Here is a 26237-nt window from a genome sequence, read left to right on the forward strand (position 1 = left end):
GTCATTTCACCTCTCATGCTATATGTTCTGTTTCTTTAATTTCTTCAATGCTTACGTAGTAGCCATCATCATAATCGAATGAACGATAGATTAAGCAACCTAAAATACCAATACCACCGATTGCTGCAATCCAGAACCAGCTAAATACTAATGCAAAACCTGCAAGACCGAAGAATGCAGACATAATAATAGGCACACCAGAATTACTTGGCATGTGAATTGGTTTTAATTCATCTGCTGTTGGTGTAATTGTTTCTCCGCGTTTTTTCATGAACCAGAAAGCATCAGCTTCTTTAATTTCAGGAAGTTTCGCGAAGTTGTAATGTTGTACAGGAGAGTGAGTTGCCCATTCAAGTGTACGGCCATCCCATGGATCTCCAGTTGTGTCACGTTCACCGTGACGTGCACTCCAAATTACGTTGTAACAAAGAATTACGAATCCGATACCCATCATTACTGCGCCGACAGATGCGATTTGGTTCAACCAACCCCATCCAAGGCTTTCAGAGTAAGTGTACATACGACGAGTCATACCATCTAAACCTAGGAAGTACATTGGGAAGAAACAGATGTTAAATCCGCTCATAAAGATCCAGAATGTCCATTTACCAAGGCGTTCATTTAGCATATGACCTGTCATTTTTGGATACCAGAATGTGAATCCAGCAAGCATAGCGAATACTGTACCTGCGATTAATACGTAGTGGAAATGAGCGACTAGGAAGTAGCTGTTATGGTATTGATAATCAGCTGCTGCCATTCCAAGCATAACCCCTGTAACTCCACCAACTACGAAGTTTGGAATAAATGCCAATGACCAAAGCATTGGAACTGTAAAACGAATACGTCCTTTATACAGCGTAAACAACCAGTTAAATATTTTAACACCGGTTGGAATCGAAATCGCCATTGTCGAAATCGAGAAGAACGAGTTAACCGCTGGACCTGCACCCATCGTGAAGAAGTGATGAAGCCATACGACGAAACTTAGTAAAGAAATTGCAACCATTGAGTATACCATCGCACTGTAACCGAATAGACGTTTACGTGAGAATGTACTAATGATTTCAGAGAAAATACCGAATGCCGGTAAAATAACGATATATACTTCAGGGTGACCCCATACCCAGAACAAGTTGGCCCAGAGCATTGGCATACCGCCGCTCGCCATCGTAAAGAAGTGAGCATCAAATAGACGGTCAAATGTCATTAATGCAAGAGCTACTGTTAATACTGGGAAAGCGAAAATAATGATTACACATGTAATTAAAATAGACCATGTAAACATTGGCATTTTCATTAATTTCATTCCAGGTGTACGCATTTTTAAAATAGTAACTAGGAAGTTAATACCTGTCATTAACGTACCAAGACCTGAAATCTGTAAGGCGATTGCGTAGAAGTTATTTCCTACACCAGGAGTAAACTCTGTACCCGCCATTGGGAAGTAAGAAGTCCACCCAGCGTCTGGAGAACCACCGATTACGAAAGCGATGTTGAATAACATTGCTCCAATAAAGAATAACCAGAAACTTAAAGCATTTAAGAACGGATATGCAACGTCACGAGCACCAATTTGTAATGGTACAACGACGTTCATTAATCCTAGAACGAAGGGCATCGCCATGAAAAGAATCATAACTGTACCATGTGTTGTAAAGATTCCGTTATAGTGTTCAGCGTTTAAATATGTTGTATCTGGGAATGTTAACTGGGCACGAATCATTAAACCGTCCATACCACCACGGAATAACATTATAACGGCAGAGATAATATACATGGTTCCTATTTTTTTATGGTCAACAGTTGTTAACCATTCATCCCAAAGCCATCTCCATTTTTTGTACTTTGTTAGTACGAAAAGAATCGCTAATGTCACAAGAACGATAGATGCGTCAGCTCCGTAAATAATCGGGTCACCTGTGACAAAAAATTCATCAAGCTTCACTGTGTTCACTCCAATCTGTTGGAATAATAGCTATTATTTTTTGTTTTTGTAGTAGTTGTAATCACAATATTCAAGTGATTTTGGATCTACATAACTTAAGTGATGACTAGAGAATGTCATACGACCAACTACACCAGGTTTAACAATATCGTTGTACTTATCTTCTGTTAGTTTAGGAGCAGTTTCTTGTACTTCTTTTACCCACTTGTCATACTTTTCTTTTGTTTTTGCTTCAACTTCGAACTCCATGTGAGTGAATCCTTCACCAGAGAAGTTCGAACTACGACCTAGGTAAGAACCTGGTTTGTCAGCTTGTAAATATAAGTCCATGATCATGCCATCCATTGTATACTTCATACCACCAAGTTCTGGTACCCAGAAAGCATTCATTGGACCTACAGAAGTCAGTTTAAATTGAATTGGTACACCAGCTGGGATGTTTAAATAGTTAACGGTTTCAATTTTTTCCTCCGGGTAACTAAATAACCATTTCCAGTTTGCAGATGTAACATAAATTTCAACTGGTTTAATATGTTTGGACTCTTGCGGAACCTCTTCCGAAGCATAAGTTGCTTTAACTGTTGGAATCGATAATGCGATAACGATAATAACAGGAATAATCGTCCAAATGATTTCTAATAATGTGTTACCGTGTTGATCAGGTGGCTCATAGTCCATATTCTCTGGTTTTTCACGATAACGAATCAAGATGACTGTAAACAAGATGAATACAATTGCGATAATTAATGACATAAGCAAGAATGACCAAACAATTAAATCATACTGTGCCTTTGCAACAGGTCCTTGCGGGTTTAATACTGCTAGTTTTTTATCACAGCCACCGAGGAACAGAACTAATGATAACGGAAGAAGCGAAGCCAACTTCCAAAATGCTTTCTTTAGTTGCACGATTGAAAATCTCCTTTCTCCTTGGATTGAAACTATGCCAATAAAACAATATAAACCTATTAATTTATAGTTGGCAATAGTTTTTATTATATTGTTAAAAAATAGACACAAATGCACGCTTTTTAAGGTGAATATCATTTGTAACTTGATAACATTGTAAACTATTTTCCAGATAAAAACGTTATTGTGAGAATTTTAAGATAAATAAAGTTATACCAACATATCCAATAAATAGAAAAAAATTATCTTATCATAAGAAAGATTACTGAATTTTTAGTATATTCAACCTGTTACCTAGGTTATATTTCTTTTTTGTTCAAATGTGACAACTTTCCGAATGTTTAATTTGGTATAAAATGTAGCAAATGATTATAAATGGAATCCCGCAAGACAGAGAAATTCTCTGATCTGGAATAAAGGCTAAACTAACAAATGTAAGGAAATTGAATGAGAAAGCTACGATTGGAACTATTGGATAAAGTGGTGTACGGTATTTTAAATCTGCTTGTTCTACTTGTTGATTCATATGCCCCTCCCCCCATATTTTTTTGTATGTGTTAATTAGATTTCATTCGGTACTTTTAATCATTAGCGGGGTGAAAAACATACTCGGTTTATTTTGTTGTGAAATGAGTATGTAAAGGAAAAACTAACTATGACTAAATACCTTAGAATGTTTATTAACATAGTGAAGGAAACGCGATTCTTTCACTATGTTAATAATTTTGTTGTTAGTAAAACGTTCTGAAAAAGCATATCATTTTTTCTTTTTATCGAAAAAATTAGAATTTTACGATGATATTTGTGAATAATAATTCACAGAATCTTTCTAGCAAACTAGTAAGAAGAAAGGTACAATGATAGAAGTTGCGCCTTTAAATAATTGATATAATGGAGTTTGGTTTATGATGAAAAAGTTAAAATATATTTTTATTTTCGGTATTATATTTGCTGTCGTGTTTTTTTTCGAGAAAGATAAAATTATGAGAAAGGCACAAGAATTACGGTTAGACCTTTTCTCTGAGATGAAAGAAAGTGCAATGATTACAGAGGTTCCGTTTATTAGACAGTTACCTGAATTACCTAGAGGTTGTGAAGTGACAAGTTTAGCTATGCTACTGCAACATAAAGGTGTACAAGTAGATAAGATGCAACTTGCTAGTGAGATTCATCGCGTCCCATTTGAACAAAATGGTTTGCATGGAAATCCTTATGAGGGATTCGTTGGAAATATTTATACGAAAGCTGAGCGAGGATACGGTGTATATAATCAACCAATTTTTAATTTAGCAGAAAAGTATGTTCCTGAAAAAGTAATTAATTTAACGGGCAGAGACGTGCAAGATCTATATAAAGTAATTAGTTCTGGTTCTCCGGTATGGGTAATTATTAATACAACGTTTAAACCATTAGCTGAAAGTAGTTTTGAAACATGGAATACGAGTTCAGGTGAAGTGAAAATTACATATTATGAGCATAGTGTTGTAGTAATTGGATATGATCAAAACTTTGTATACGTAAATGATCCTCTTGCAAACAATCCACGAAAAGCTGTTCCTCGTGCTGAATTTGAAAAGGCGTGGGAGCAAATGGGGAAACAAGCGATTACTATTTTATAAAATGAAAAGTCATCTTGAGATGGCTTTTTATTTTTGAATATTTATTATAGAAAATTCTGAAGATTCTTTTAAAAGTTAACAGTTCACGCTATAATAACATTTAACTTGGTGAAGAAGGGGAGAAGAGAAATGGATGTCGCAAAGGAACTTGTTTTATCAAAGGATCAGTTGATTGAGTGGAGAAGGCATTTTCATAAGTATCCAGAGTTATCTTTTCAAGAGGAGAAAACATCTCAATTTGTATTCGACATACTTCGGGAAATCCCGTATTTAGAAGTCTCAAGGCCTACTAAATATAGTGTAATGGCAAGGTTAATTGGTAAGCAGCCTGGTAAAACTATCGCGGTTCGTGCTGATATGGATGCTCTTCCTATTCATGAAGAAAATAAGTTTGATTTTATTTCTACATATCCAGGTGTGATGCATGCGTGTGGTCACGATGGTCACATGGCAATATTGCTTGGTGTAGTACATAAGTTGGTAGAGAGAAGAGAGAAAGTTAAAGGAGAGATTCGCTTTTTATTTCAACATGCAGAAGAAAACTTTCCGGGCGGTGCAGAGGAAATGGTCGCAGCAGGAGTGATGGCAGGTGTGGATTACATTATTGGTGCTCATCTTTGGGCGTCATTAGAGGTTGGAAAAGTAGGTGTAATTTATGGTCCTGCGATGGCGGCGCCGGACGTTTTTAAAATTACGATAGAGGGAAAAGGTGGGCATGCTGGAATTCCGCATGAAACAGTTGATAGTATCGCCATTGGTGCACAAGTTGTTTCGCAAATTCAGCAAATTGTATCTCGCCTCACGAATCCGTTAGATTCTCTCGTAGTATCTGTTACACAATTTCATTCTGGGACAACTCATAATGTTATCCCGGAACAAGCGGAGATTGAAGGGACAGTGAGAAGTTTAAGGCATGAATTAAGAGAAGAAACAAAGAAGAAGCTTGAAAGGATTGTAAAACATATTACAGAATCCTACGGTGCTAAGTATACATTTTCTTATGAGTATGGATATCGACCAGTTGTGAACGATTATGAAGTTACAGAGCTTATTGAACATACGGCATTACAGCTGTATGGAAGAGAAAAGGTTGTTCGTTTACAACCAACGATGGCAGGAGAAGATTTTTCAGCATTTTTACAAAAGGCACCAGGGACATTCTTTTTTATTGGGGCAGGCAATGAAGAGAAGGGAATTATATATCCGCATCACCATCCTCGTTTTACAATTGACGAAGACGCATTACCAATTGGAGTGGAAGTCTTTGTATCATCCATTATGAATTTTATAAGTAAAGGAGAATGAGATGAAGAAAATACACGTGCTAGTACTTATTCCAGTTTTTTGTTTAGTGATTGGACCAGTATTTGCAAATTCGGTCACTCCTTACGTGCTTGGGATGCCATTTCTATTATTTTGGGTACTATTATCAGTGCTCATTACGTCTCTTTGTATGGGTCTTGTGTACGTATTCGACCCTGCTAATAAGGGGGATGTAAAATGATAGCATTACTTATCATTATTTTCTTCTTATTTCTAGCACTATTTTTAGGGATTCGAGCACAACGTGGGAAAGATATGAATTTAGAGCAATGGTCAGTTGGAGGAAGAGGGTTTGGAACTATTTTCGTTTTTCTCCTTATGGCAGGCGAAATTTATACGACATTCACATTTTTAGGAGGAAGTGGCTGGGCGTATAGTAAAGGAGCTCCTACTTTTTATATTTTAGGGTATGGTGCATTAGCTTATATTTTATCGTATTTCTTATTGCCTCCAATTTGGAAATATGCAAAAGAGCATAACCTCGTTTCGCAGTCCGATTTTTTTGCGAAGAAATATAGAAGTAAGACGCTTGGGATAATTGTTTCAATTATTGGTGTTATTTCTATCATCCCATATCTCGTTTTACAGCTAAAGGGGTTAGGGATCATCGTTTCGGAAGCTTCCTATGGAAGAGTGTCACCTGTTATTGCGGTATGGATTGGCGCTATTGTTATAACTATATATGTAATGGTTTCAGGTATACATGGTTCGGCTTGGACAGCTGCTTTGAAGGATATTATGATACTATTCATCGTTATGTTTTTAGGTATATATTTACCGTATCATTATTATGGAGGATTTCAGCCGATGTTCGAAGCTGTAGAAGCTGCGAAACCAGGGTTTTTATCTTTACCTGAAGAAGGAATGAGTATTTCTTGGTTTGTTTCTACTATTATATTAACGGCCCTCGGTTTCTACATGTGGCCTCATACATTTGCCTCTGCTTTCTCTGCAAAAAATGAAAAAGTATTTCGTAAAAATGCGGCAATCATGCCACTGTATTCTTTAGTTTTGCTTTTCGTATTCTTTGCAGGGTTTGCTGCTATATTACAAGTTCCAGGATTAAAGGGAGCGGATGTAGACCTTTCGTTATTCCGTCTTGCTCTTCAAACTTTTAATCCTTGGTTTATTGGGATTATTGGTAGTGCGGGGGTATTAACGGCGTTAGTTCCAGGTTCCATGCTTGTTATGGCCGCTTCCACACTATTGGCAAAAAATATTTATCGAACAATGGTGCCATCTGCTTCAGATAGACAAGTTGCTAAAGCTGCAAAATTATTTGTGCCTGTAGTAACGCTCGTAGCAGTATTGTTTACATTTAAAGGAGGAGAAACGATAGGTGCTCTTCTTTTAATGGGATACAGTATAGTTACGCAACTTTTCCCTGCACTTGTATGTAGTTTGTTTCCACGGCAGATTATTACGAAGCAAGGAGCGATTGCAGGAATGGGGATTGGGTTGTTAATTGTCGCATATATTACCTTATCTGGTTCAACTATAGCTACGATGTTTCCGAGTTTTCCGCAATATATAAAAGATTTAAATGTAGGTATAGTCGCATTGTTAATGAATATGATTGTGATGTTTATCGTTAGTGGATTCACGAAAAGTGTATCTATAAAGAAAGACAATATAATAGTAGAAAAGTAACCCGCGTGTTAGAGCTATCTTCGAAAAGAGATAGCTCTTTTTTGTATATATTTTCTTCTATTAGCGGAATCTAACTAAAAACTTGTTGAAAAGGAAGTTAGGTGGGGAAATTGTTAGAGCTAAAAGGTAACTTGTTTGAAGTTATGAAGGAAATTAGAGATGAGTTAGGTTCACCTAATGATTTAACAATTAGAGAAGTTGCTCTTGCTGGTAGCATTACACGTTGTGCGGTTGTTTTTTTATGTGGATTGACAGATAAGGATAATGTTTATAAATACGTAGTTCGTACACTTCAATATGAAGAAATACCAAATGAAGCAGCTGTGGTTCAGACATTGTTGGATCGTTTTATTTCTATTGCAGAAGTCGGTATGAAGACAACTTTTCCAGACATTATAAATGCGGTTTTAGCAGGAGATACAGTCATATTAATTGATAATATTCAAACGGCTATTGTTGTTAACAGTAGGGCTTGGGAGAAAAGAAGTCTAGAACCGCCAGTGACAGAAGATTTAATACGTGGACCGAGAGTTGGATTAAATGAAGATATTAATGTGAATAAAATGTTAATTCGCCGTGGTTTACGTGATCCGAAGTTACGGTTTCAATCTTATATTATGGGGAAGCGATCGCAGAAAGAAGTAACCCTAGTATATATAGAAGATATTATTAACCCTTACATCGTAAAAGAGCTAGATCGGCGTCTTCAATCAATAGTGACAGATGTCATTTTTGAGACAGGAACGATTGAGCAATTAATTCAAGATAATAATTTGTCTCCATTTCCGCAGTTTTTAAATACAGAAAGACCAGATAATATAGTGGCTGCATTGGCGAAAGGAAAAGCGGCCATTTTAGTAGATGGGTCACCATTTGCTCTTATAGCTCCACTAGTGTTTGTTGATATTTTTCAATCTGTAGAAGATCATTATGAGCGTTGGATAATTGGAACGTTATTAAGAATTTTACGTATGGGATCAGGTATCGCTGCTGTTTTATTACCTGCCATGTACGTAGCGCTTGTATCGTATCATCAAGGGCTCATCCCATCTAAACTAGCTTATTCTATTGCGGGAGCGAGAGAAGGGGTGCCATTTCCTGCTTATATTGAAACCCTAATGATGGCATTAACGATGGAATTAATACGAGAAGCCGGGATTAGGCTTCCGAAACCGATGGGGCAAACAATTGGTATCGTAGGTGGTCTTGTAATTGGAGAAGCGGCAGTAAATGCGGGGATTGTAAATCCGTTTTTAGTAATTATTATTGCGGTTACCGCAATTGCTACATTTTCACTTCCTGTATATAGCATTACGATTACATTTCGAATTTTACTTTTCGTCTTCGTGTTAGCTGCAACTGCTTTTGGGTTGTACGGAATCATTTTAGCTCTTATTGCACTTGCGGTTCATATTACAAATTTAAAGAGTGTTGGGGTTCCGTATACAACACCTATTGCTCCTGCTTTTTATAAAGATTGGGAAGAAGAATTGGTTCGCCTACCAAAATCAATGTTAAAAGAGAGACCGGAATATTTACAAACAAAAGATTCTACAATACGTCCAAAGGAGCGAAAATAATTGAAACCATTTGAGTATGGCGATGAAGAGATTGGATCTCGGGAAATTGGCTTTGCGGTATCGTCAACCATTATTGGTATAGGGGCATTGTCTATGCCGAGAGATATTGCCGATCAAACTTTATTTTCGGACGGTTGGATTATTTTACTTTTGGGTGGATTGATATGTGCGGTTTTAGGTTGGTTTGTAACGAGGGTAGCTATTTTATTCCCAAAACAAAACTTTGTTCAATATACAAGTGCGCATTTGACGAAACCTGTTGCGTACACAATTAGTAGTATTTTAGTATTAACGTTTGCAGCTTTGACAGCATATGAATCGCGAATGATTGCGGTTATTTCACAAACATATTTATTTAGTGATACACCAATACAGCTATTGTCTTTCTTCTTCTTATTAGTTGTTATTTATGGAGTAGCAGGATCGAGAGCGGCTTTATTAAGGTTAAATGTTCTATTCTTACCAATTGTTTTAATTGCGATAGTGCTTCTTTCTTTATTGAATGTGAACTTAATGGAAATAGATAATTTACTACCGGCTTTTCAAACGAATGTCAGTCAGTATGCTGTAGGAGTTAAGAATTCTATTTTTACATTCATCGGATTTGAGGTAGCTCTGTTTTATGCTGTGTTGTTGAACGATAAGACAGCGAAAAAAGCGCCAATGGCAGTTGCAAAAGCGGTGATAGTAAACGTGTTGTCATACATTTTAATTTATGTAACTTGTATTAGTGTTTTTACGTATATGACAACACGTGGATTGACATATCCAACAATTGAATTAGGGAAAGAAATTGAAATTGGTGGAGGGTTTTTAGAAAGATTTGATGCGATTTTTTTTACTACTTGGATTATTACTATTTATAACACTACAGCAATGTATTATGACGTCGCATCTTTATTATTTTGTGCTATGTTTCCGAAAGTGAAGAAACATATTTTCATTTTTGTAAGTGCCCCGATTATTTTTATGGTGAATATGATACCTAGTAATTCGAAAGAATTGTCAAATTACGGGACTTATTTAGCTTGGATAGATATGGGGTTTGTCGTGCTAGCGCCTTTGTTAGTTTTTATTGTATATAAAATAAAAAGAAGGAATGGTAGAAATGAAACACCTTCTTAAAATTATAATGGTTATGGTTTTAGCTGGATCTATAAGTGGGTGCTCTGAGTTAGAAGAAATAGAAGAAAGAGGATTTGTAGTAGGTGCAGCTTACGATATTGTAAAGGAAAAGAAAGCAAATCCAATTATGAAAGGGACGTATCAGATGGTACTTCCCAGTAAGTTAGCGCAGCAAGGTGGACAAGGTGATGGAGATGGCGAAAATTATATTAATGTTAGTGCGAAAGCAGATAGTGTGTTTGAACAAATAAGAATTATTGCTAAAAAGATTAGTCGTACATTATTTTTTCCGCATATACAAGTAATTATTTTCTCTGAAGAATTACTATCGAAACCGTATATTTTACAAAATACGTTGGATGTATATATTCGTGATCATGAGATGAGAAGAAATATTCGTTTGTTTGTTTCTAAGAAAAATGCAGAAGCTATTTTAAAACAAAGTGCAAAACCTGAAAATTTACCAGCGCAATACATTGATATGTTAGCTGAGCATCCTCCGAAAAATGCTCAAATGATCGAGGCTGCAAGAATTGGTGAGGTACAGCAAAAAATGATTGCTAACCAAAGTTTCGTATTACCTATTCTCGAACTAACAAAACAAGGGGTACAAATGAATGGGGCAGCGCTGTTTCGTGGGAAGGATAATAAGTGTGTAGGCAGTTTAAGTGGAGAACAAACATTAGGAATGAATTATATAATAGGTAAAAAAATTGGAGGTTTTTTTACTATCCGCAAAAAAGACCAGCTTATTACATATGAAATTCATAAGATGCACCGAAAGATTAAAGTATCTACGGAAAATGCTACAAAACCAAAGTTTAATATTCACTTATCTCTGGAAGGTACATTGGCTGAGTTGCACTTTAGTGATCATAAAAAGGTTTTGAATGAAAAGCGTTTAGAGAAGGATATTTCAGAGGAAATGGAGAAACGCATCCAAAAATCGATTAAGCTTGTTCAAAAAAAATATAAGGTAGATGTATTAGCATTAGGGGAAGTATATAAGCGACATAATTATAAAGAGTGGAAAAAGATAAGTAAGAATTGGGATCAAGGCGAAAATTACTTTAGTAATGCTGAAATTACTGTTCATGTTCATCCAACAATTGCACATTCAGGTTCAGCTTTACCGAAGAGAGTGAAATAAGGTGGTGGAAGTTGTTTACTGGATTGGGAATTAGTTGCACGATATTAATGGCGGTTCTTCCAGGGACTATATATTTTATTCATAAAAAACTTACAACGTATGGTGCCCAGCCGTGGAAAAAGGATGCGCAAAAAAAGAAACCTGAATAAGTTTCAGGTTTCTTTTTTTGCACAAAGCATATGTTGAAGGGGGATACCTTCTATGTATACTTTGCTTATACAAGCCCTAACCAATGTACCAATTGTGTAGAGAGGAATGTAACAACAATTGCAATAACAGTAGGGATTGCGAACGATAAGAATGTCCATTTTGCACTTTTTGTTTCTTTATATATGTTAACTAGTGTTGTTCCACACGGGAAATGAAGGAGTGAGAACAACATTGTGTTTAACGCTGTCAACCAAGTCCAACCATTTTCTAAGAATAGATTTTTAATTTGATTAAAATCATCTATTTCAGTTAAAGCACCAGTTGATAAGTAAGACATTAATAAAATCGGGATGACAATTTCATTAGCTGGTAGCCCAAGAATGAATGCAGCTAGAATAAAACCGTCAAGTCCTAGTAATTTAGCAAATGGATCTAGGAAGTTTACGAAATGCATAAGTAAGCTTGTGTCACCGACGAAAATATTAGCAAGTATCCAAGTTAATACAGCGGCAGGTGCAGCTACAATTACAGCTCGTTTTAAAACATATATTGATTTATCAAGCGTTGAACGTACAATTGTATTCCAAATTTTTGGTTTACGGTATGGTGGTAACTCTAACGTATAGTGAGTTGGAACGCCTTTTAGAGCAGTTTTTGATAAAACCCAAGAAACAGTTAAAGTTACAATAACGCCAATTACAACCATTCCAACGACAACGCCGGCAGTAACAAGTGTTTGCATGCTGCCTGTATATCCAGCAGCCATAAATAATGAAGCCATTAAGATTAATGTAGGCCAGCGTCCATTACATGGGACGAAGTTGTTTGTTAAAATGGCAAGCATACGCTCACGTGGTGATTCGATAATACGTGTTGACATAATAGCGGCAGCGTTACATCCGAACCCCATTGCCATAGTTAAAGATTGTTTCCCATGCGCGCCAGAGCGTTTAAATAAACGATCCATGTTAAACGCAACGCGTGGTAGATATCCATAGTTTTCTAATAGGGCAAACATAGGGAAGAAGATTGCCATAGGTGGTAACATAACGCTAATAACGGCTCCGGTACCACGGAATAAACCAAGTATTAAAACACCATGTAGCCATTCGGGTGCATGCATTGCTTGGAACCAAGATGTTAAATATCCTTCGACCCAGCCAAAAAATTCAGCAATCATCTCGGATGGCACGTTAGCACCGGCGATTGTAAGATAAAAAATAATAGATAAAATACCGAGCATAATTGGAAATCCCCAAATAGGAGAAGTGAAAATCTTATCTAATCTTTCTGAACGATATAATTTGTCAGTATTCGTATATTGGACAGCTTCTTTACATATACTTGCGGAGGTTCGATAAATATCTCCGACAATGTCATCTCGTATGTCCTCTTTTGAAAGTGTTTGTGCATGTTGAACAATATAGTCCAGCGGAAGAGCTTTACTGGCTGAGTGAGATTCCATTTATTATGACCTCCCTTACAAGTGGTTCGTTATGATGTTTTTGAAGTGCAGTTAAGAAATTTTTATCTCCATCTAAAATACGTAGCGCAATCCAACGTGCTGGATACGTATTGCCGAACACTTTATAAATTTGTGGTTCTAATTCTTGAATCATATTTTCGATTTTTTCATTATAAGTAATTTTAATTGGTGTTGGAATGATTTTTTTATTTGCTACTTTAGCAACGACGCTTAGTAAATGTCCGATACCAACTCGGTTTCGGGCTGAAATTTTAACTACCGGTACACCGAGTGATTTTGCTAATTTCTTTTCGTCAATAATGATTCCTTTTTTCTCCGCTTCATCAATTAAGTTAATACAAATGACCACATCGTTTGTCATTTCCATCACTTGGAGTGCTAAATTTAAATTTCTTTCCATTGCAGTTGCGTCTATAACAACTACAGTTACTTCTGGTTTTTCAAATATAATATAATCTCGTGCGACTTCTTCATCTGCCGAATTTGAATACAGTGAGTAAGTTCCAGGTAAATCTATTATTGTATATATATTTCCGCCATGCTTATATTCCCCTTCAGCCTTTAAAACAGTTTTCCCCGTCCAGTTTCCAGTATGTTGTTTTAAGCCTGTTAAAGTATTAAATAATGTACTTTTCCCGGTATTCGGGTTACCAGCTAACGCAATGCGATGGTTAATCATCTGAAATCATCTCCTATTAATACCCCGAAAATAAGGGAGCTTTCTTCACTACGCAGTGCAATAGTTGTGTTGCTTACTTGATAAGCGACTGGGTCTCCAAGTGGGCTGCGTTGTAATACTTTAATTGTCGCTCCAGGAAAAAAGCCTAAATCTAATAAACGTCGTTTCATAGTTCCTTCTAATTGTATCTTCTCAATTTGTACAAATTCCCCTGTTCTGAATTCGGAAAGGGGTTTAGTATTAGCCGATACCATAAAAGTTACCTCATCTCTATATTTTTAGTTTTAGTTTAAAAAGTTTCCTTAGGTAAACTTTTTGATACTAATATAGTAGACTACATTTAATGATGCTGTCAATTAGTACTTTAAAAATATTCAAATATTTTTAGAATTGTTCCAATTTATTGAGTTGTACCGAAAAATATTACTGAAATTCTTCTTAATGTAAATAAAGTAAGCGTGTAAACTTTTAAAAATATAGTGGATTTGTAAATATAGCTTTAACTTAAAGGGCAAAATAAAGAAAAATATTTACATTGGATTTACATTGTTAAGAATAAATTTACAATACTGCGTGTTTAGTGTGGGTTTTGTTGGCTTTTTTAACTCTAAATGTTGGGATGTCTAGCTTTTATGGGATGTTATCTCTATTTACTTAAACTTAAAAATTGCTTAACACTCACATAATATTGTTGTCCTACAATGAATTTGTGTTCGAAAGAAGATGAATTCGAAAAGTGATAATCCAAATGGGGGTACAAGACATGATTATGAAAAAGGGTATTAAATTTTCTTTAGCGGCTTTAGTTGTTGCAGGTGCATTAGTTGGATGTGGAAAAGCAGAAAGTACGGATAATAAGGAAGCTGCTAAAGGTAGGGATGCAAAACAAGAATTATCAGGTACGATTGCAGCGGCTGGCTCTACAGCTCTTCAACCTCTTGCGGAGGAAGCTGGAAAGAAATTCATGGAGAAAAATTCAAAGGTTTCTATTCAAGTTCAAGGTGGCGGTAGTGGAACTGGGATTAACCAAGTAGCATCTGGTGCAGTACAAATTGGTAATTCGGATGTTCCGGCTTCAGATAAAATAAAAGATGCTGAAAAAGCGAAAGAATTAGTAGATAACAAGGTAGCGGGTATCGCATTCGCGCTTGTCGTAAATAAAGATGTAAAAGTTGATAACTTAACAGCAAAACAAGTACAAGATATCTTCACTGGAAAAGTGACGAACTGGAAAGAGTTAGGCGGAAAAGATGAGAAAATCAATGTAATTAATCGTCCAGCTTCATCTGGTACACGTGCTACATTTGAAAAAACAGTTATGAAAGAAGCTAAAATTAATGATGGAACTGGTACAACACAAGATTCTAACGGTGCAGTAGAGCAAGCAATTAACTCTACTCCAGGTTCAATCAGCTATTTAGCAATGTCTTACATGGTTGGCGATAAAAAAGGTGCATTGCAAACTGTGAAAATTGATGGTGCTGAACCGAAAGTTGAAAACATCTCTGCTGGTAAATATCCATTCTGGTCTTACGAGTACATGGTAACTAAAGGTGAGGCAAAAGAAGCGACAAAAGCTTACATTGACTATGTAAAAGGTAAAGATTTCGAAAAACAAGTAGAAGATATGGGTTACATCCCAATGTCTAAATTAAATAAGTAATAAAATTTTATGGGGCTGGCTGCAAGGCCAGTCCTGTTCATTTCAATCTATGAAGTGGGGTCTGTCCTGTGATGAAGGGGAAAAAACAAATTAATTACGTAAAGAGTGAATATATAGGTAGATCACTTGTTACGTTTTGCGGTATCTTTATTGTTTTAATTACATTAGCTATTATTGCATTTATTTGCGGCAAAGGAATTCAATCTTTCACGCAAAGTGGTATCTCATTTTCTGAGGTGTTAACTTCGACAAAATGGAATCCAAATGCTGATCAAGGTACGTATGGTGCTGTAATCTTTATTGTCGGTTCGACGCTTGTGTCGCTAGGTGCTGTTGTCATTAGTGCACCAATTGCTATAGCTCTTGCTATATTCATGAATTTAATTTCGCCGAAGTTTGGGAATAAAGTATTAAAGCCTGTTTTAGAATTATTAGTTGGTATTCCATCAGTTGTATACGGATTATTAGGGGTTACGATCTTGGTTCCTCTATTACGTGATTCGTTTGGTGGAGTGGGCTTTAGTTTAATTGCGGGTATTATTGTCCTGAGTATTATGATTTTACCTACTATTGCTAGTATTGCCTCTGATGCAATACGCTCTGTTCCGTTTGATTACTTGGAAGCTTCTTACGGTCTAGGATCGACGAAATGGCAAGCGATTAGCCGAGTTATTGTTCCTGCTGCAAAACAAGGGATTTTAACAGGTATAGTTTTAGGGTTAGCGCGTGCTTTTGGTGAAGCGTTAGCGGTTCAAATGGTAATCGGGAACACGATTAAATTACCGGAAGGAATATATAGTCCGACAGCAACGTTAACTGGTATTCTGACAATGGATATGACGAATACATTGAACGGAACAGCTTGGAACAATGCGCTATGGACGTTAGCAATGATTTTACTTGTTATTTCATTCCTGTTTATTTTAGTAATTCGAGCGATTGGTCAAAGAGGTGAGCGATAATAATGAATGCAAGAACGGTAAATAAAGTTTGGACAGGTATCTTTTATGCGGTTGCAGCTTTAGTTGTAGCTTTGCTGGCTTTTTTAATGTACGAAATTCTGCAAAAGGGATGGGGATTTTGGGATCCTAGTTTCTTATTCGGAGAACCAAGCAATACAAGAGCTGGTGGGGGAATTGGTCCACAGTTATTCAATTCTTTCTACATGCTTGTTATAACACTTATTATATCTATTCCTCTTGGATTAGGGGCTGGAATATATTTAGCGGAGTATGCAAAACAAGGTCGTTTTTTAAGTTTTGTTCGTTTATGTATTGAAACAATGGCGTCTTTACCTTCTATTGTTGTTGGACTATTTGGCTTATTAGTATTTGTTACAATGACAGGCTGGGGATATACAGTAATGGGTGGAGCTCTTGCTTTAACTATTTTGAATTTACCTGGTTTAACACGTGTTTGTGAAAATGCGATTTCTGAAGTTCCTCATAATGTAAAAGAGGCGAGTCTTGGACTAGGTGCAACGAAATGGCAAACAATTGCCCGTATCATTATTCCGTCGTCGTTACCACAAATCATTACAGGTATTATTTTAGCGGCAGGCCGTATATTCGGTGAAGCTGCGGCGTTAATTTATACAGCGGGTTTAACATCACCTATTTTAAATTCAGCAGCGGACTTCTCGAGCCCCTCGCATCCTTTAAATCCATTTAGACCAGCTGAAACGTTAGCTGTTCACATTTGGAAATTAAACTCTGAAGGGATTATCCCAGATGCGAAGTTAATTGCAACAAAATCTGCAGCTGTATTAATTATTATGGTATTACTCTTTAATATCATTTCTCGTTTCGTAGCATCTGTATTACACAAGCGTTTTACAGGAACGAAAAGAAAAAGTAAAACGACAAAGAAGGTAAAAGCGGCATAAATTGAAGGTAAGAACTCTCTGTTTATAAACAGGGAGTTTTTTTACGGCCATTTTGATGTTAGCAGGAAAAGAAGGAGAGTTGGTGAATAGGCAACTTGATATACGGATGTTGGGATGAAAGTGTTCTTTCTGCAAATGTCGGGATTTCCTGGATCAGGTAAATCGACACTTTCTAAGTATAGCGCTAAGTTAACAGGTGCAGTTATTGTAGGTCATGACCTCGTGAAATCAGCATTATTAAAATCATTAACGGCAAAAGGAAGTGAATCAACAGTTGTTGTGGGGAGTCTCCTATTATATTGAGTGGGAACTGATAGGTTTTTTGTTAGAACAAGAACATAGTGTTATATTAGATAGTCCATGTCTCTATGATGGGATGGTTGAAAAGGGAATAGGTTTATATCGGAAGTATGGTGCTACATATAAATATATTGAATGTTATCTTAATAATATAGAAGAAATTAATCGTAGGTTACAAACACGTGAATATAAGATAAGTCAGTAGAATCAGAAGTAGCGTTTGAAAAAAGTGGCTAGATGGCAGTAAGAGACCCTCGAATGATGAATATCTTCTTGTAGATTCTGGTAAGCTACTAGAGCAATATGCCCCGAAAATAATGAGTTATATCGGTAGATAAATAAAAAGGCGTTATCTTCATTCGAGAAGATAACGCCTTTTAGTTTAAATATCAGGTGTTTCTGTAGAAGTACTTATTTTTCTGCGGGAGCGTCTTTTTCGCCCGATTTTATCTAATAGTTCATACATAACGGGAACGACTACTAATGTAAGAACGGTTGAGACTGCCAAACCACCGATTACAACGACGGCCAGACTTTTGGATACCATACTTCCTGCTTGAGATTGACCGAATAGGAGTGGTAGCATAGCGACGATTGTTGTTATAGCTGTCATAATAATTGGGCGTAATCTAGTAGATCCTGCTTCTAGTAAGGCTTCTCTTGTTTCCATACCGTTTTCCCGATTTTGTTGTACTCTTTCTATTAATACAATAGCATTTGTAACGACAATCCCGATTAACATTAATGCGCCGATTAATGAATTTACGTCAACAGGTGTTCTTGAAATGATTAATCCTAAAATACCGCCGACAGCAGCTAATGGTAAAGAGAATAAAATCGCGAAAGGAGCACGTGCTTGCCCGAAGGTGATAACCATAATTAAATATACAATCCCAATTGCAATCCCCATAATTTTGAATAAATCTGTGAAGTTCTCTTGCATAGACTCGGTAGCACCTGCGATATTTACTTTTGCTCCGTTAGGTAAATCTAAGTCGGTTATAGCCTTATTTACTTCTGCGCTTACTTTACTTAAATCTTCACTTGAAGCTTCTGCAGTAATTTGTATCGTTTCTTTCCCATCTTTATGGAAGATTTCTGTTTGAAGTTGCTTTTCTGAAATAGTTGCAATGTCTTTTAAAGGAATAGGTCCGTTAATAGGTGAGAGTATGTTTGTGTTTAAAATATCTTCTTGTTTGTTAATGGATGCCTTTTTATGTTCTATCATAATAGTTGTTTTTTCATTATTGATTGAAATTTCCCCGATAGGAGATTTCTTCATAAGGAATGATACTTGTTGTGCTACTAATTCTGGTGTTAAACCGAGTTGTTCCGCCTTTGTTTGATCGATATGAATTTGCCATTCTGTTTTAGAGTCTTCTATATTTGTTTTTACTTTAGAGAGAGCGTCCATACTTTTTAGTTTTGTTTCGACGATGTTAGCGGCCTTTTTTAAATTTGTCTCGTTAGTAGCGGTTACGTTAAATTGTAAGTTGTTTCCGCCTCCGGAGTCAGAGTAACTAGTTTTTATATAATCAAGTTCAGCTGGTTCAAAAGCATTATGCTCTTTTTTTAATTCTTTAATATATTGGTCGATATCAGATCCCTTTTTAAAGACTACAAATATAGTTGCAAGATTGTTTTTAGTTGTCTGTCCCCATTGTGCATCTTCTGCGCTAGATCCCATTCGCAAAATAACATCTGTTACATCAGAATTAGAGAGTAGTTTCTTTTCGAAATCAAAGGCTTTTTGTTTTTTAGCTTCAGAATCATAATCGGTTGGAAATGTCATGTTAATGGATAGCATTGTATCGTCCTCAGACTTTATGTTCGCTTTCGGTAGTAATATGTAGGCTGCAATGGATCCTGCAAACAATAAAAAAGAAGTGAGTAGAATGATAAACTTATGAGAAAGAGCCCACTTTAATGTAGCGACATATCGCGGTGAAGAATGAGAATTGCGACGTTTTGTTTTTTTGAGTAGTAAAAAAGCCATAAGTGGAACAACTGTTAACGCAACGATTAAAGAAGAAAGGATAGAATATACAACTGCTAATACCATAGGTAACATTAGTTTTCCGATTACTCCCGATACGAGACCGATAGGTAAAAAAACGGCGACTGTTGTTAAAGTAGAAGAGGTAATTGCGACTGCGACTTCTTTCGTTGCTTCAAGAATAATATTTTTAGAGAAGGTTTCTTTTTGTAAACGACGGAAAATGTTCTCGATGACAACGATACTATCATCGACGAGACGTCCCACAGCAACGGCTAAGCCACCAAGAGTTAGAATGTTAAGTGTGATGTTGGATTGATGGAGTAAAAATAGTGTTAATAAAATAGATAGCGGAATACTAACGACAGCAATGAGTGTTGTTCGGAAGCTGCGTAAAAAGATTAAGATAATGAGAGTTGCAGCAATTGCCCCAAGGATTACTTCTTTGCCCATACTAGTAACAGCATTTTCAACTTGCTCATGAGTTGAAGCTAGAAGTTTAATAGAAAACTGATCTTTATATTGCTTGCTTATATCTTTAATCTTTTTATCAATCTCTTTTCCAATTGCAACCGCGTTTTTACTCGGCTCTTTCATGATGACTAATCCTGTTCCTTCTTCTCCGTTTATGTGCGAGATTGTATCATGATGTTGTTTTAGTTCAATTTGAGCGACATCTTGTAACTTTACTTGAGGTGTAACGGTAATATTTTTAATGTCATTTACATTTTTTATATCTCCGATGACCCGAAGGTTGTATTCTTCCTTATTAACGGTAATTGCTCCGGCCGGAGTGGAAGTTTCTTTTCCTTGTAAAACTTTTAATACTTGCTCTGATGTTACGTTTTTATCTTTTAGTTGGTTAGGGTCAAGTACGATGGATAATTCGGAAGTTGATTTTCCGAAAAACATAACATTGGCAACACCATCAATACTTTCGAGTTGTGGTACGATTTCTTTCTCGATTTGTTTTTCGTCAGCTTTTGAAAATCCGTTCTGCTTTTGGATGGTAATTTGAGCGAGTGGAATCATAGAAGTATTTAATTGGCTAACTACAGGCTTAGTTACATCTTTAGGTAATTTAATTGTATTAATTGTTTTTTCGACTTCGCGTGCCGCGTCTTTCATATTTGCCTTTGATGTATATGCAATGTCGATGCGTGATAATCCCTCGTTTGTGGAAGAAGTGATGCCATCGATATGTTCTAAACTACGAAATTGTTTTTCAAGGGGATCAGTTACGTCCTTGGTCATCGTTTCAGCATCGAGCCCTTGAGATAATGTCGTGACAGTTATTGCGGGGTTATCGATGCTTGGTAAAAATTCCATAGGTAATTTAGAGCCGGAATAAACGCCAAGTATGGAAATGAGAAAAACCATGATAATAATAGCGGCTCGGTTTTTTAATGAAAATTTTGTTAACCTATCCATAAGATAATTCCTCCATTAGTTTATTTATAGTTTTGTGGGCACTTTCTTACTATATAACAAAAATTGGATATCTTTCATTAATTAAATGTAAAAAAATTCTAACAATAATCTTAAGTTAATATTTCGAGGGGAAGTTCGTTATTTGTGGAAGTAAAGTTCCTGATTGGCGAGAAAAAGCATTAATTAAAGTTTTGCTTTAGTATAGTGGTCTCGTTTTTTGTTACTCTACATTTAAATGGTTATTTGTCCTTCTTAAGTAGAACTGTGGTAATTGTAAAATTTAAAAAGGAGAGGACTAAAGGTTAGGAACTTATTGTGAAATACCGCCTGGTTGATGATAGTGTATAGTAACTTGTATACAATCAAAATGAATGTTTTCAGTAGAAAGGATAATGGTTCTTTCTATAGAAGAAAGTAGGATAGATAACTTTTTGTATTTTTTTTATAAAAAATACTTGTTATTTAAAAACCATGATGGTATATTAATAAACGTCGCTGATGCGGAAACGCAGAAAACGACAAAAAAGAAATTAAAAAACATAGTTGACATCGAAAAATGAAGATGTTAATATGATGAAGTCGCTTCTGAAGAGGCGGACAAGTTCTTTGAAAACTGAACGAAACAAACAACGTAAACGTCAATTTTTATTTTTAGATGCTAGACAAACTAACTTTATTGGAGAGTTTGATCCTGGCTCAGGATGAACGCTGGCGGCGTGCCTAATACATGCAAGTCGAGCGAATGGATTAAGAGCTTGCTCTTATGAAGTTAGCGGCGGACGGGTGAGTAACACGTGGGTAACCTACCCATAAGACTGGGATAACTCCGGGAAACCGGGGCTAATACCGGATAATATTTTGAACTGCATAGTTCGAAATTGAAAGGCGGCTTCGGCTGTCACTTATGGATGGACCCGCGTCGCATTAGCTAGTTGGTGAGGTAACGGCTCACCAAGGCAACGATGCGTAGCCGACCTGAGAGGGTGATCGGCCACACTGGGACTGAGACACGGCCCAGACTCCTACGGGAGGCAGCAGTAGGGAATCTTCCGCAATGGACGAAAGTCTGACGGAGCAACGCCGCGTGAGTGATGAAGGCTTTCGGGTCGTAAAACTCTGTTGTTAGGGAAGAACAAGTGCTAGTTGAATAAGCTGGCACCTTGACGGTACCTAACCAGAAAGCCACGGCTAACTACGTGCCAGCAGCCGCGGTAATACGTAGGTGGCAAGCGTTATCCGGAATTATTGGGCGTAAAGCGCGCGCAGGTGGTTTCTTAAGTCTGATGTGAAAGCCCACGGCTCAACCGTGGAGGGTCATTGGAAACTGGGAGACTTGAGTGCAGAAGAGGAAAGTGGAATTCCATGTGTAGCGGTGAAATGCGTAGAGATATGGAGGAACACCAGTGGCGAAGGCGACTTTCTGGTCTGTAACTGACACTGAGGCGCGAAAGCGTGGGGAGCAAACAGGATTAGATACCCTGGTAGTCCACGCCGTAAACGATGAGTGCTAAGTGTTAGAGGGTTTCCGCCCTTTAGTGCTGAAGTTAACGCATTAAGCACTCCGCCTGGGGAGTACGGCCGCAAGGCTGAAACTCAAAGGAATTGACGGGGGCCCGCACAAGCGGTGGAGCATGTGGTTTAATTCGAAGCAACGCGAAGAACCTTACCAGGTCTTGACATCCTCTGAAAACTCTAGAGATAGAGCTTCTCCTTCGGGAGCAGAGTGACAGGTGGTGCATGGTTGTCGTCAGCTCGTGTCGTGAGATGTTGGGTTAAGTCCCGCAACGAGCGCAACCCTTGATCTTAGTTGCCATCATTAAGTTGGGCACTCTAAGGTGACTGCCGGTGACAAACCGGAGGAAGGTGGGGATGACGTCAAATCATCATGCCCCTTATGACCTGGGCTACACACGTGCTACAATGGACGGTACAAAGAGCTGCAAGACCGCGAGGTGGAGCTAATCTCATAAAACCGTTCTCAGTTCGGATTGTAGGCTGCAACTCGCCTACATGAAGCTGGAATCGCTAGTAATCGCGGATCAGCATGCCGCGGTGAATACGTTCCCGGGCCTTGTACACACCGCCCGTCACACCACGAGAGTTTGTAACACCCGAAGTCGGTGGGGTAACCTTTATGGAGCCAGCCGCCTAAGGTGGGACAGATGATTGGGGTGAAGTCGTAACAAGGTAGCCGTATCGGAAGGTGCGGCTGGATCACCTCCTTTCTATGGAGAATTGATGAACGCAGTTCATCAATAAACGTTGACTTGTTTTGTTTCGTTCAGTTTTGAGAGAACTATCTCTCAAGTTTAAATGTATGTTCTTTGAAAACTAGATAACAGTGTAGCTCATATTTTTTTAATTTTATTTTGGTTAAGTTAGAAAGGGCGCACGGTGGATGCCTTGACACTAGGAGTCGATGAAGGACGGGACTAACGCCGATATGCTTCGGGGAGCTGTAAGTAAGCTTTGATCCGAAGATTTCCGAATGGGGAAACCCACTATACGTAATGGTATGGTATCCTTACCTGAATACATAGGGTATGGAAGACAGACCCAGGGAACTGAAACATCTAAGTACCTGGAGGAAGAGAAAGCAAATGCGATTTCCTGAGTAGCGGCGAGCGAAACGGAATCTAGCCCAAACCAAGAGGCTTGCCTCTTGGGGTTGTAGGACATTCTATACGGAGTTACAAAGGAACGAGGTAGACGAAGCGACCTGGAAAGGTCCGTCACAGAGGGTAACAACCCCGTAGTCGAAACTTCGTTCTCTCTTGAATGTATCCTGAGTACGGCGGAACACGTGAAATTCCGTCGGAATCTGGGAGGACCATCTCCCAAGGCTAAATACTCCCTAGTGATCGATAGTGAACCAGTACCGTGAGGGAAAGGTGAAAAGCACCCCGGAAGGGGAGTGAAAGAGATCCTGAAACCGTGTGCCTACAAATAGTCAGAGCCCGTTAATGGGTGATGGCGTGCCTTTTGTAGAATGAACCGGCGAGTTACGATCCCGTGCAAGGTTAAGCTGAAGAGGCGGAGCCGCAGCGAAAGCGAGTCTGAATAGGGCGTTTAGTACGTGGTCGTAGACCCGAAACCAGGTGATCTACCCATGTCCAGGGTGAAGTTCAGGTAACACTGAATGGAGGCCCGAACCCACGCACGTTGAAAAGTGCGGGGATGAGGTGTGGGTAGCGGAGAAATTCCAATCGAACCTGGAGATAGCTGGTTCTCCCCGAAATAGCTTTAGGGCTAGCCTTAAGTGTAAGAGTCTTGGAGGTAGAGCACTGATTGAACTAGGGGTCCTCATCGGATTACCGAATTCAGTCAAACTCCGAATGCCAATGACTTATCCTTAGGAGTCAGACTGCGAGTGATAAGATCCGTAGTCAAGAGGGAAACAGCCCAGATCGCCAGCTAAGGTCCCAAAGTGTGTATTAAGTGGAAAAGGATGTGGAGTTGCTTAGACAACTAGGATGTTGGCTCAGAAGCAGCCACCATTTAAAGAGTGCGTAATAGCTCACTAGTCGAGTGACTCTGCGCCGAAAATGTACCGGGGCTAAATACACCACCGAAGCTGCGAATTGATACCAATGGTATCAGTGGTAGGGGAGCGTTCTAAGTGCAGTGAAGTCAGACCGGAAGGACTGGTGGAGCGCTTAGAAGTGAGAATGCCGGTATGAGTAGCGAAAGACGGGTGAGAATCCCGTCCACCGAATGCCTAAGGTTTCCTGAGGAAGGCTCGTCCGCTCAGGGTTAGTCAGGACCTAAGCCGAGGCCGACAGGCGTAGGCGATGGACAACAGGTTGATATTCCTGTACCACCTCTTTATCGTTTGAGCAATGGAGGGACGCAGAAGGATAGAAGAAGCGTGCGATTGGTTGTGCACGTCCAAGCAGTTAGGCTGATAAGTAGGCAAATCCGCTTATCGTGAAGGCTGAGCTGTGATGGGGAAGCTCCTTATGGAGCGAAGTCTTTGATTCCCCGCTGCCAAGAAAAGCTTCTAGCGAGATAAAAGGTGCCTGTACCGCAAACCGACACAGGTAGGCGAGGAGAGAATCCTAAGGTGTGCGAGAGAACTCTGGTTAAGGAACTCGGCAAAATGACCCCGTAACTTCGGGAGAAGGGGTGCTTTCTTAACGGAAAGCCGCAGTGAATAGGCCCAAGCGACTGTTTAGCAAAAACACAGGTCTCTGCGAAGCCGTAAGGCGAAGTATAGGGGCTGACACCTGCCCGGTGCTGGAAGGTTAAGGAGAGGGGTTAGCGTAAGCGAAGCTCTGAACTGAAGCCCCAGTAAACGGCGGCCGTAACTATAACGGTCCTAAGGTAGCGAAATTCCTTGTCGGGTAAGTTCCGACCCGCACGAAAGGTGTAACGATTTGGGCACTGTCTCAACCAGAGACTCGGTGAAATTATAGTACCTGTGAAGATGCAGGTTACCCGCGACAGGACGGAAAGACCCCGTGGAGCTTTACTGTAGCCTGATATTGAATTTTGGTACAGTTTGTACAGGATAGGCGGGAGCCATTGAAACCGGAGCGCTAGCTTCGGTGGAGGCGCTGGTGGGATACCGCCCTGACTGTATTGAAATTCTAACCTACGGGTCTTATCGACCCGGGAGACAGTGTCAGGTGGGCAGTTTGACTGGGGCGGTCGCCTCCTAAAGTGTAACGGAGGCGCCCAAAGGTTCCCTCAGAATGGTTGGAAATCATTCGTAGAGTGCAAAGGCATAAGGGAGCTTGACTGCGAGACCTACAAGTCGAGCAGGGACGAAAGTCGGGCTTAGTGATCCGGTGGTTCCGCATGGAAGGGCCATCGCTCAACGGATAAAAGCTACCCCGGGGATAACAGGCTTATCTCCCCCAAGAGTCCACATCGACGGGGAGGTTTGGCACCTCGATGTCGGCTCATCGCATCCTGGGGCTGTAGTCGGTCCCAAGGGTTGGGCTGTTCGCCCATTAAAGCGGTACGCGAGCTGGGTTCAGAACGTCGTGAGACAGTTCGGTCCCTATCCGTCGTGGGCGCAGGAAATTTGAGAGGAGCTGTCCTTAGTACGAGAGGACCGGGATGGACGCACCGCTGGTGTACCAGTTGTTCTGCCAAGGGCATAGCTGGGTAGCTATGTGCGGAAGGGATAAGTGCTGAAAGCATCTAAGCATGAAGCCCCCCTCAAGATGAGATTTCCCATAGCGTAAGCTAGTAAGATCCCTGAAAGATGATCAGGTTGATAGGTTCGAGGTGGAAGCATGGTGACATGTGGAGCTGACGAATACTAATAGATCGAGGACTTAACCATATAATATGAAGCTAATGTTATCTAGTTTTGAAGGAATATGCCTTCAATAG

General features: G+C 38.8%; 17 protein-coding genes, 2 rRNA genes and 2 pseudogenes. 14 read left to right on the top strand and 7 right to left on the bottom strand.

The window, feature by feature from the left end; all coding sequences use genetic code 11:
• Positions 1-13: 13 nt before the first annotated feature.
• From qoxB to MHB76_RS03445, 3 genes and pseudogenes are all read right to left on the bottom strand, one after another.
• Complete coding sequence (gene qoxB, locus MHB76_RS03435) at positions 14-1948, bottom strand: cytochrome aa3 quinol oxidase subunit I (protein WP_002159259.1); 1935 nt, start codon at positions 1946-1948, stop codon at positions 14-16.
• Between the two features lie 33 nt (positions 1949-1981).
• Positions 1982-2857 (bottom strand): cytochrome aa3 quinol oxidase subunit II, encoded by an 876-nt coding sequence (locus tag MHB76_RS03440; protein ID WP_002159258.1) that lies wholly within the window; start codon positions 2855-2857, stop codon positions 1982-1984.
• A gap of 294 nt (positions 2858-3151) precedes the next feature.
• A pseudogene (locus MHB76_RS03445) lies at positions 3152-3359 on the bottom strand (amino acid permease); the annotation flags it as partial.
• 406 nt (positions 3360-3765) lie between these two features.
• On the opposite strand from MHB76_RS03445, the gene MHB76_RS03450 reads away from it, so the two are divergent.
• From MHB76_RS03450 to MHB76_RS03485, 8 genes are all read left to right on the top strand, one after another.
• Positions 3766-4476: a C39 family peptidase gene (locus tag MHB76_RS03450; protein ID WP_033710649.1), complete on the top strand. Its 711-nt coding sequence runs from the start codon at positions 3766-3768 to the stop codon at positions 4474-4476.
• 129 nt (positions 4477-4605) lie between these two features.
• Positions 4606-5781, top strand: coding sequence for an amidohydrolase (locus tag MHB76_RS03455; protein WP_078173802.1), 1176 nt, complete (start codon positions 4606-4608; stop codon positions 5779-5781).
• A 1-nt stretch (position 5782) separates the two neighbouring features.
• Positions 5783-5980 (top strand): DUF3311 domain-containing protein, encoded by a 198-nt coding sequence (locus MHB76_RS03460; RefSeq protein WP_002114225.1) that lies wholly within the window; start codon positions 5783-5785, stop codon positions 5978-5980.
• Positions 5977-7449: a sodium:solute symporter family protein gene (locus MHB76_RS03465; RefSeq protein ID WP_078173801.1), complete on the top strand. Its 1473-nt coding sequence runs from the start codon at positions 5977-5979 to the stop codon at positions 7447-7449. Before MHB76_RS03460 ends, MHB76_RS03465 begins: the two co-directional genes overlap by 4 nt.
• A gap of 101 nt (positions 7450-7550) precedes the next feature.
• Positions 7551-9029, top strand: a complete 1479-nt coding sequence (gene gerLA / locus MHB76_RS03470; RefSeq protein WP_078173800.1) for a spore germination protein GerLA — start codon at positions 7551-7553, stop codon at positions 9027-9029.
• Positions 9030-10154 (top strand): spore germination protein GerLB, encoded by a 1125-nt coding sequence (gene gerLB / locus MHB76_RS03475; RefSeq protein WP_002159253.1) that lies wholly within the window; start codon positions 9030-9032, stop codon positions 10152-10154.
• The gene (gerLC, locus tag MHB76_RS03480; protein WP_078173799.1) at positions 10138-11304 is read left to right on the top strand and encodes a spore germination protein GerLC; all 1167 of its coding nucleotides are present in this window, start codon (positions 10138-10140) and stop codon (positions 11302-11304) included. Before gerLB ends, gerLC begins: the two co-directional genes overlap by 17 nt.
• A gap of 11 nt (positions 11305-11315) precedes the next feature.
• A complete protein-coding gene (locus MHB76_RS03485; RefSeq protein WP_087945977.1) occupies positions 11316-11453 on the top strand; it encodes a hypothetical protein in 138 nt (45 codons plus the stop codon).
• A 65-nt stretch (positions 11454-11518) separates the two neighbouring features.
• On the opposite strand, the gene MHB76_RS03490 is transcribed toward MHB76_RS03485, so the two are convergent.
• The 3 genes from MHB76_RS03490 to MHB76_RS03500 are packed head-to-tail and all read right to left on the bottom strand — an operon-like array spanning position 11519 to position 13873.
• Positions 11519-12919 (bottom strand): nucleoside recognition domain-containing protein, encoded by a 1401-nt coding sequence (locus MHB76_RS03490; protein ID WP_002159252.1) that lies wholly within the window; start codon positions 12917-12919, stop codon positions 11519-11521.
• Positions 12897-13619 (bottom strand): FeoB small GTPase domain-containing protein, encoded by a 723-nt coding sequence (locus MHB76_RS03495; protein WP_078173798.1) that lies wholly within the window; start codon positions 13617-13619, stop codon positions 12897-12899. The genes MHB76_RS03490 and MHB76_RS03495 overlap by 23 nt, the downstream gene beginning before the upstream one ends.
• The gene (locus MHB76_RS03500) at positions 13616-13873 is read right to left on the bottom strand and encodes a FeoA family protein (RefSeq protein ID WP_002090873.1); all 258 of its coding nucleotides are present in this window, start codon (positions 13871-13873) and stop codon (positions 13616-13618) included. The genes MHB76_RS03495 and MHB76_RS03500 overlap by 4 nt, the downstream gene beginning before the upstream one ends.
• Positions 13874-14382: 509 nt before the next feature.
• On the opposite strand from MHB76_RS03500, the gene MHB76_RS03505 reads away from it, so the two are divergent.
• The 4 genes and pseudogenes from MHB76_RS03505 to MHB76_RS03520 all read left to right on the top strand — a co-directional run bounded on the left by MHB76_RS03505 (position 14383) and on the right by MHB76_RS03520 (position 17805).
• Positions 14383-15282, top strand: coding sequence for a phosphate ABC transporter substrate-binding protein PstS family protein (locus MHB76_RS03505; RefSeq protein WP_078173797.1), 900 nt, complete (start codon positions 14383-14385; stop codon positions 15280-15282).
• A gap of 71 nt (positions 15283-15353) precedes the next feature.
• Positions 15354-16244, top strand: a complete 891-nt coding sequence (gene pstC / locus MHB76_RS03510; protein WP_002159250.1) for a phosphate ABC transporter permease subunit PstC — start codon at positions 15354-15356, stop codon at positions 16242-16244.
• Positions 16245-16246: 2 nt separating this feature from the next.
• Positions 16247-17167 carry a phosphate ABC transporter permease PstA gene (gene pstA / locus MHB76_RS03515; RefSeq protein WP_016103572.1) on the top strand — a complete coding sequence of 307 codons (921 nt, stop codon included), beginning with the start codon at positions 16247-16249 and terminating at the stop codon, positions 17165-17167.
• A gap of 120 nt (positions 17168-17287) precedes the next feature.
• A pseudogene (locus tag MHB76_RS03520) lies at positions 17288-17805 on the top strand (AAA family ATPase).
• A gap of 44 nt (positions 17806-17849) precedes the next feature.
• On the opposite strand, the gene MHB76_RS03525 reads toward MHB76_RS03520, so the two are convergent.
• The gene (locus MHB76_RS03525; protein WP_078173796.1) at positions 17850-20894 is read right to left on the bottom strand and encodes an efflux RND transporter permease subunit; all 3045 of its coding nucleotides are present in this window, start codon (positions 20892-20894) and stop codon (positions 17850-17852) included.
• A gap of 673 nt (positions 20895-21567) precedes the next feature.
• On the opposite strand from MHB76_RS03525, the gene MHB76_RS03530 reads away from it, so the two are divergent.
• Together MHB76_RS03530 and MHB76_RS03535 are read left to right on the top strand one after the other, a co-directional pair.
• Positions 21568-23119 (top strand): 16S ribosomal RNA (locus MHB76_RS03530).
• Positions 23120-23265: 146 nt separating this feature from the next.
• Positions 23266-26187, top strand: a 23S ribosomal RNA gene (locus MHB76_RS03535).
• The 16S and 23S rRNA genes sit together here, the layout of an rRNA operon.
• Positions 26188-26237 lie beyond the last annotated feature (50 nt).

It is taken from the genome of Bacillus sp. FSL M7-1345 (assembly GCF_038006985.1).
GTDB classification, from domain to species: Bacteria; Bacillota; Bacilli; order Bacillales; family Bacillaceae_G; genus Bacillus_A; species Bacillus_A cereus_U.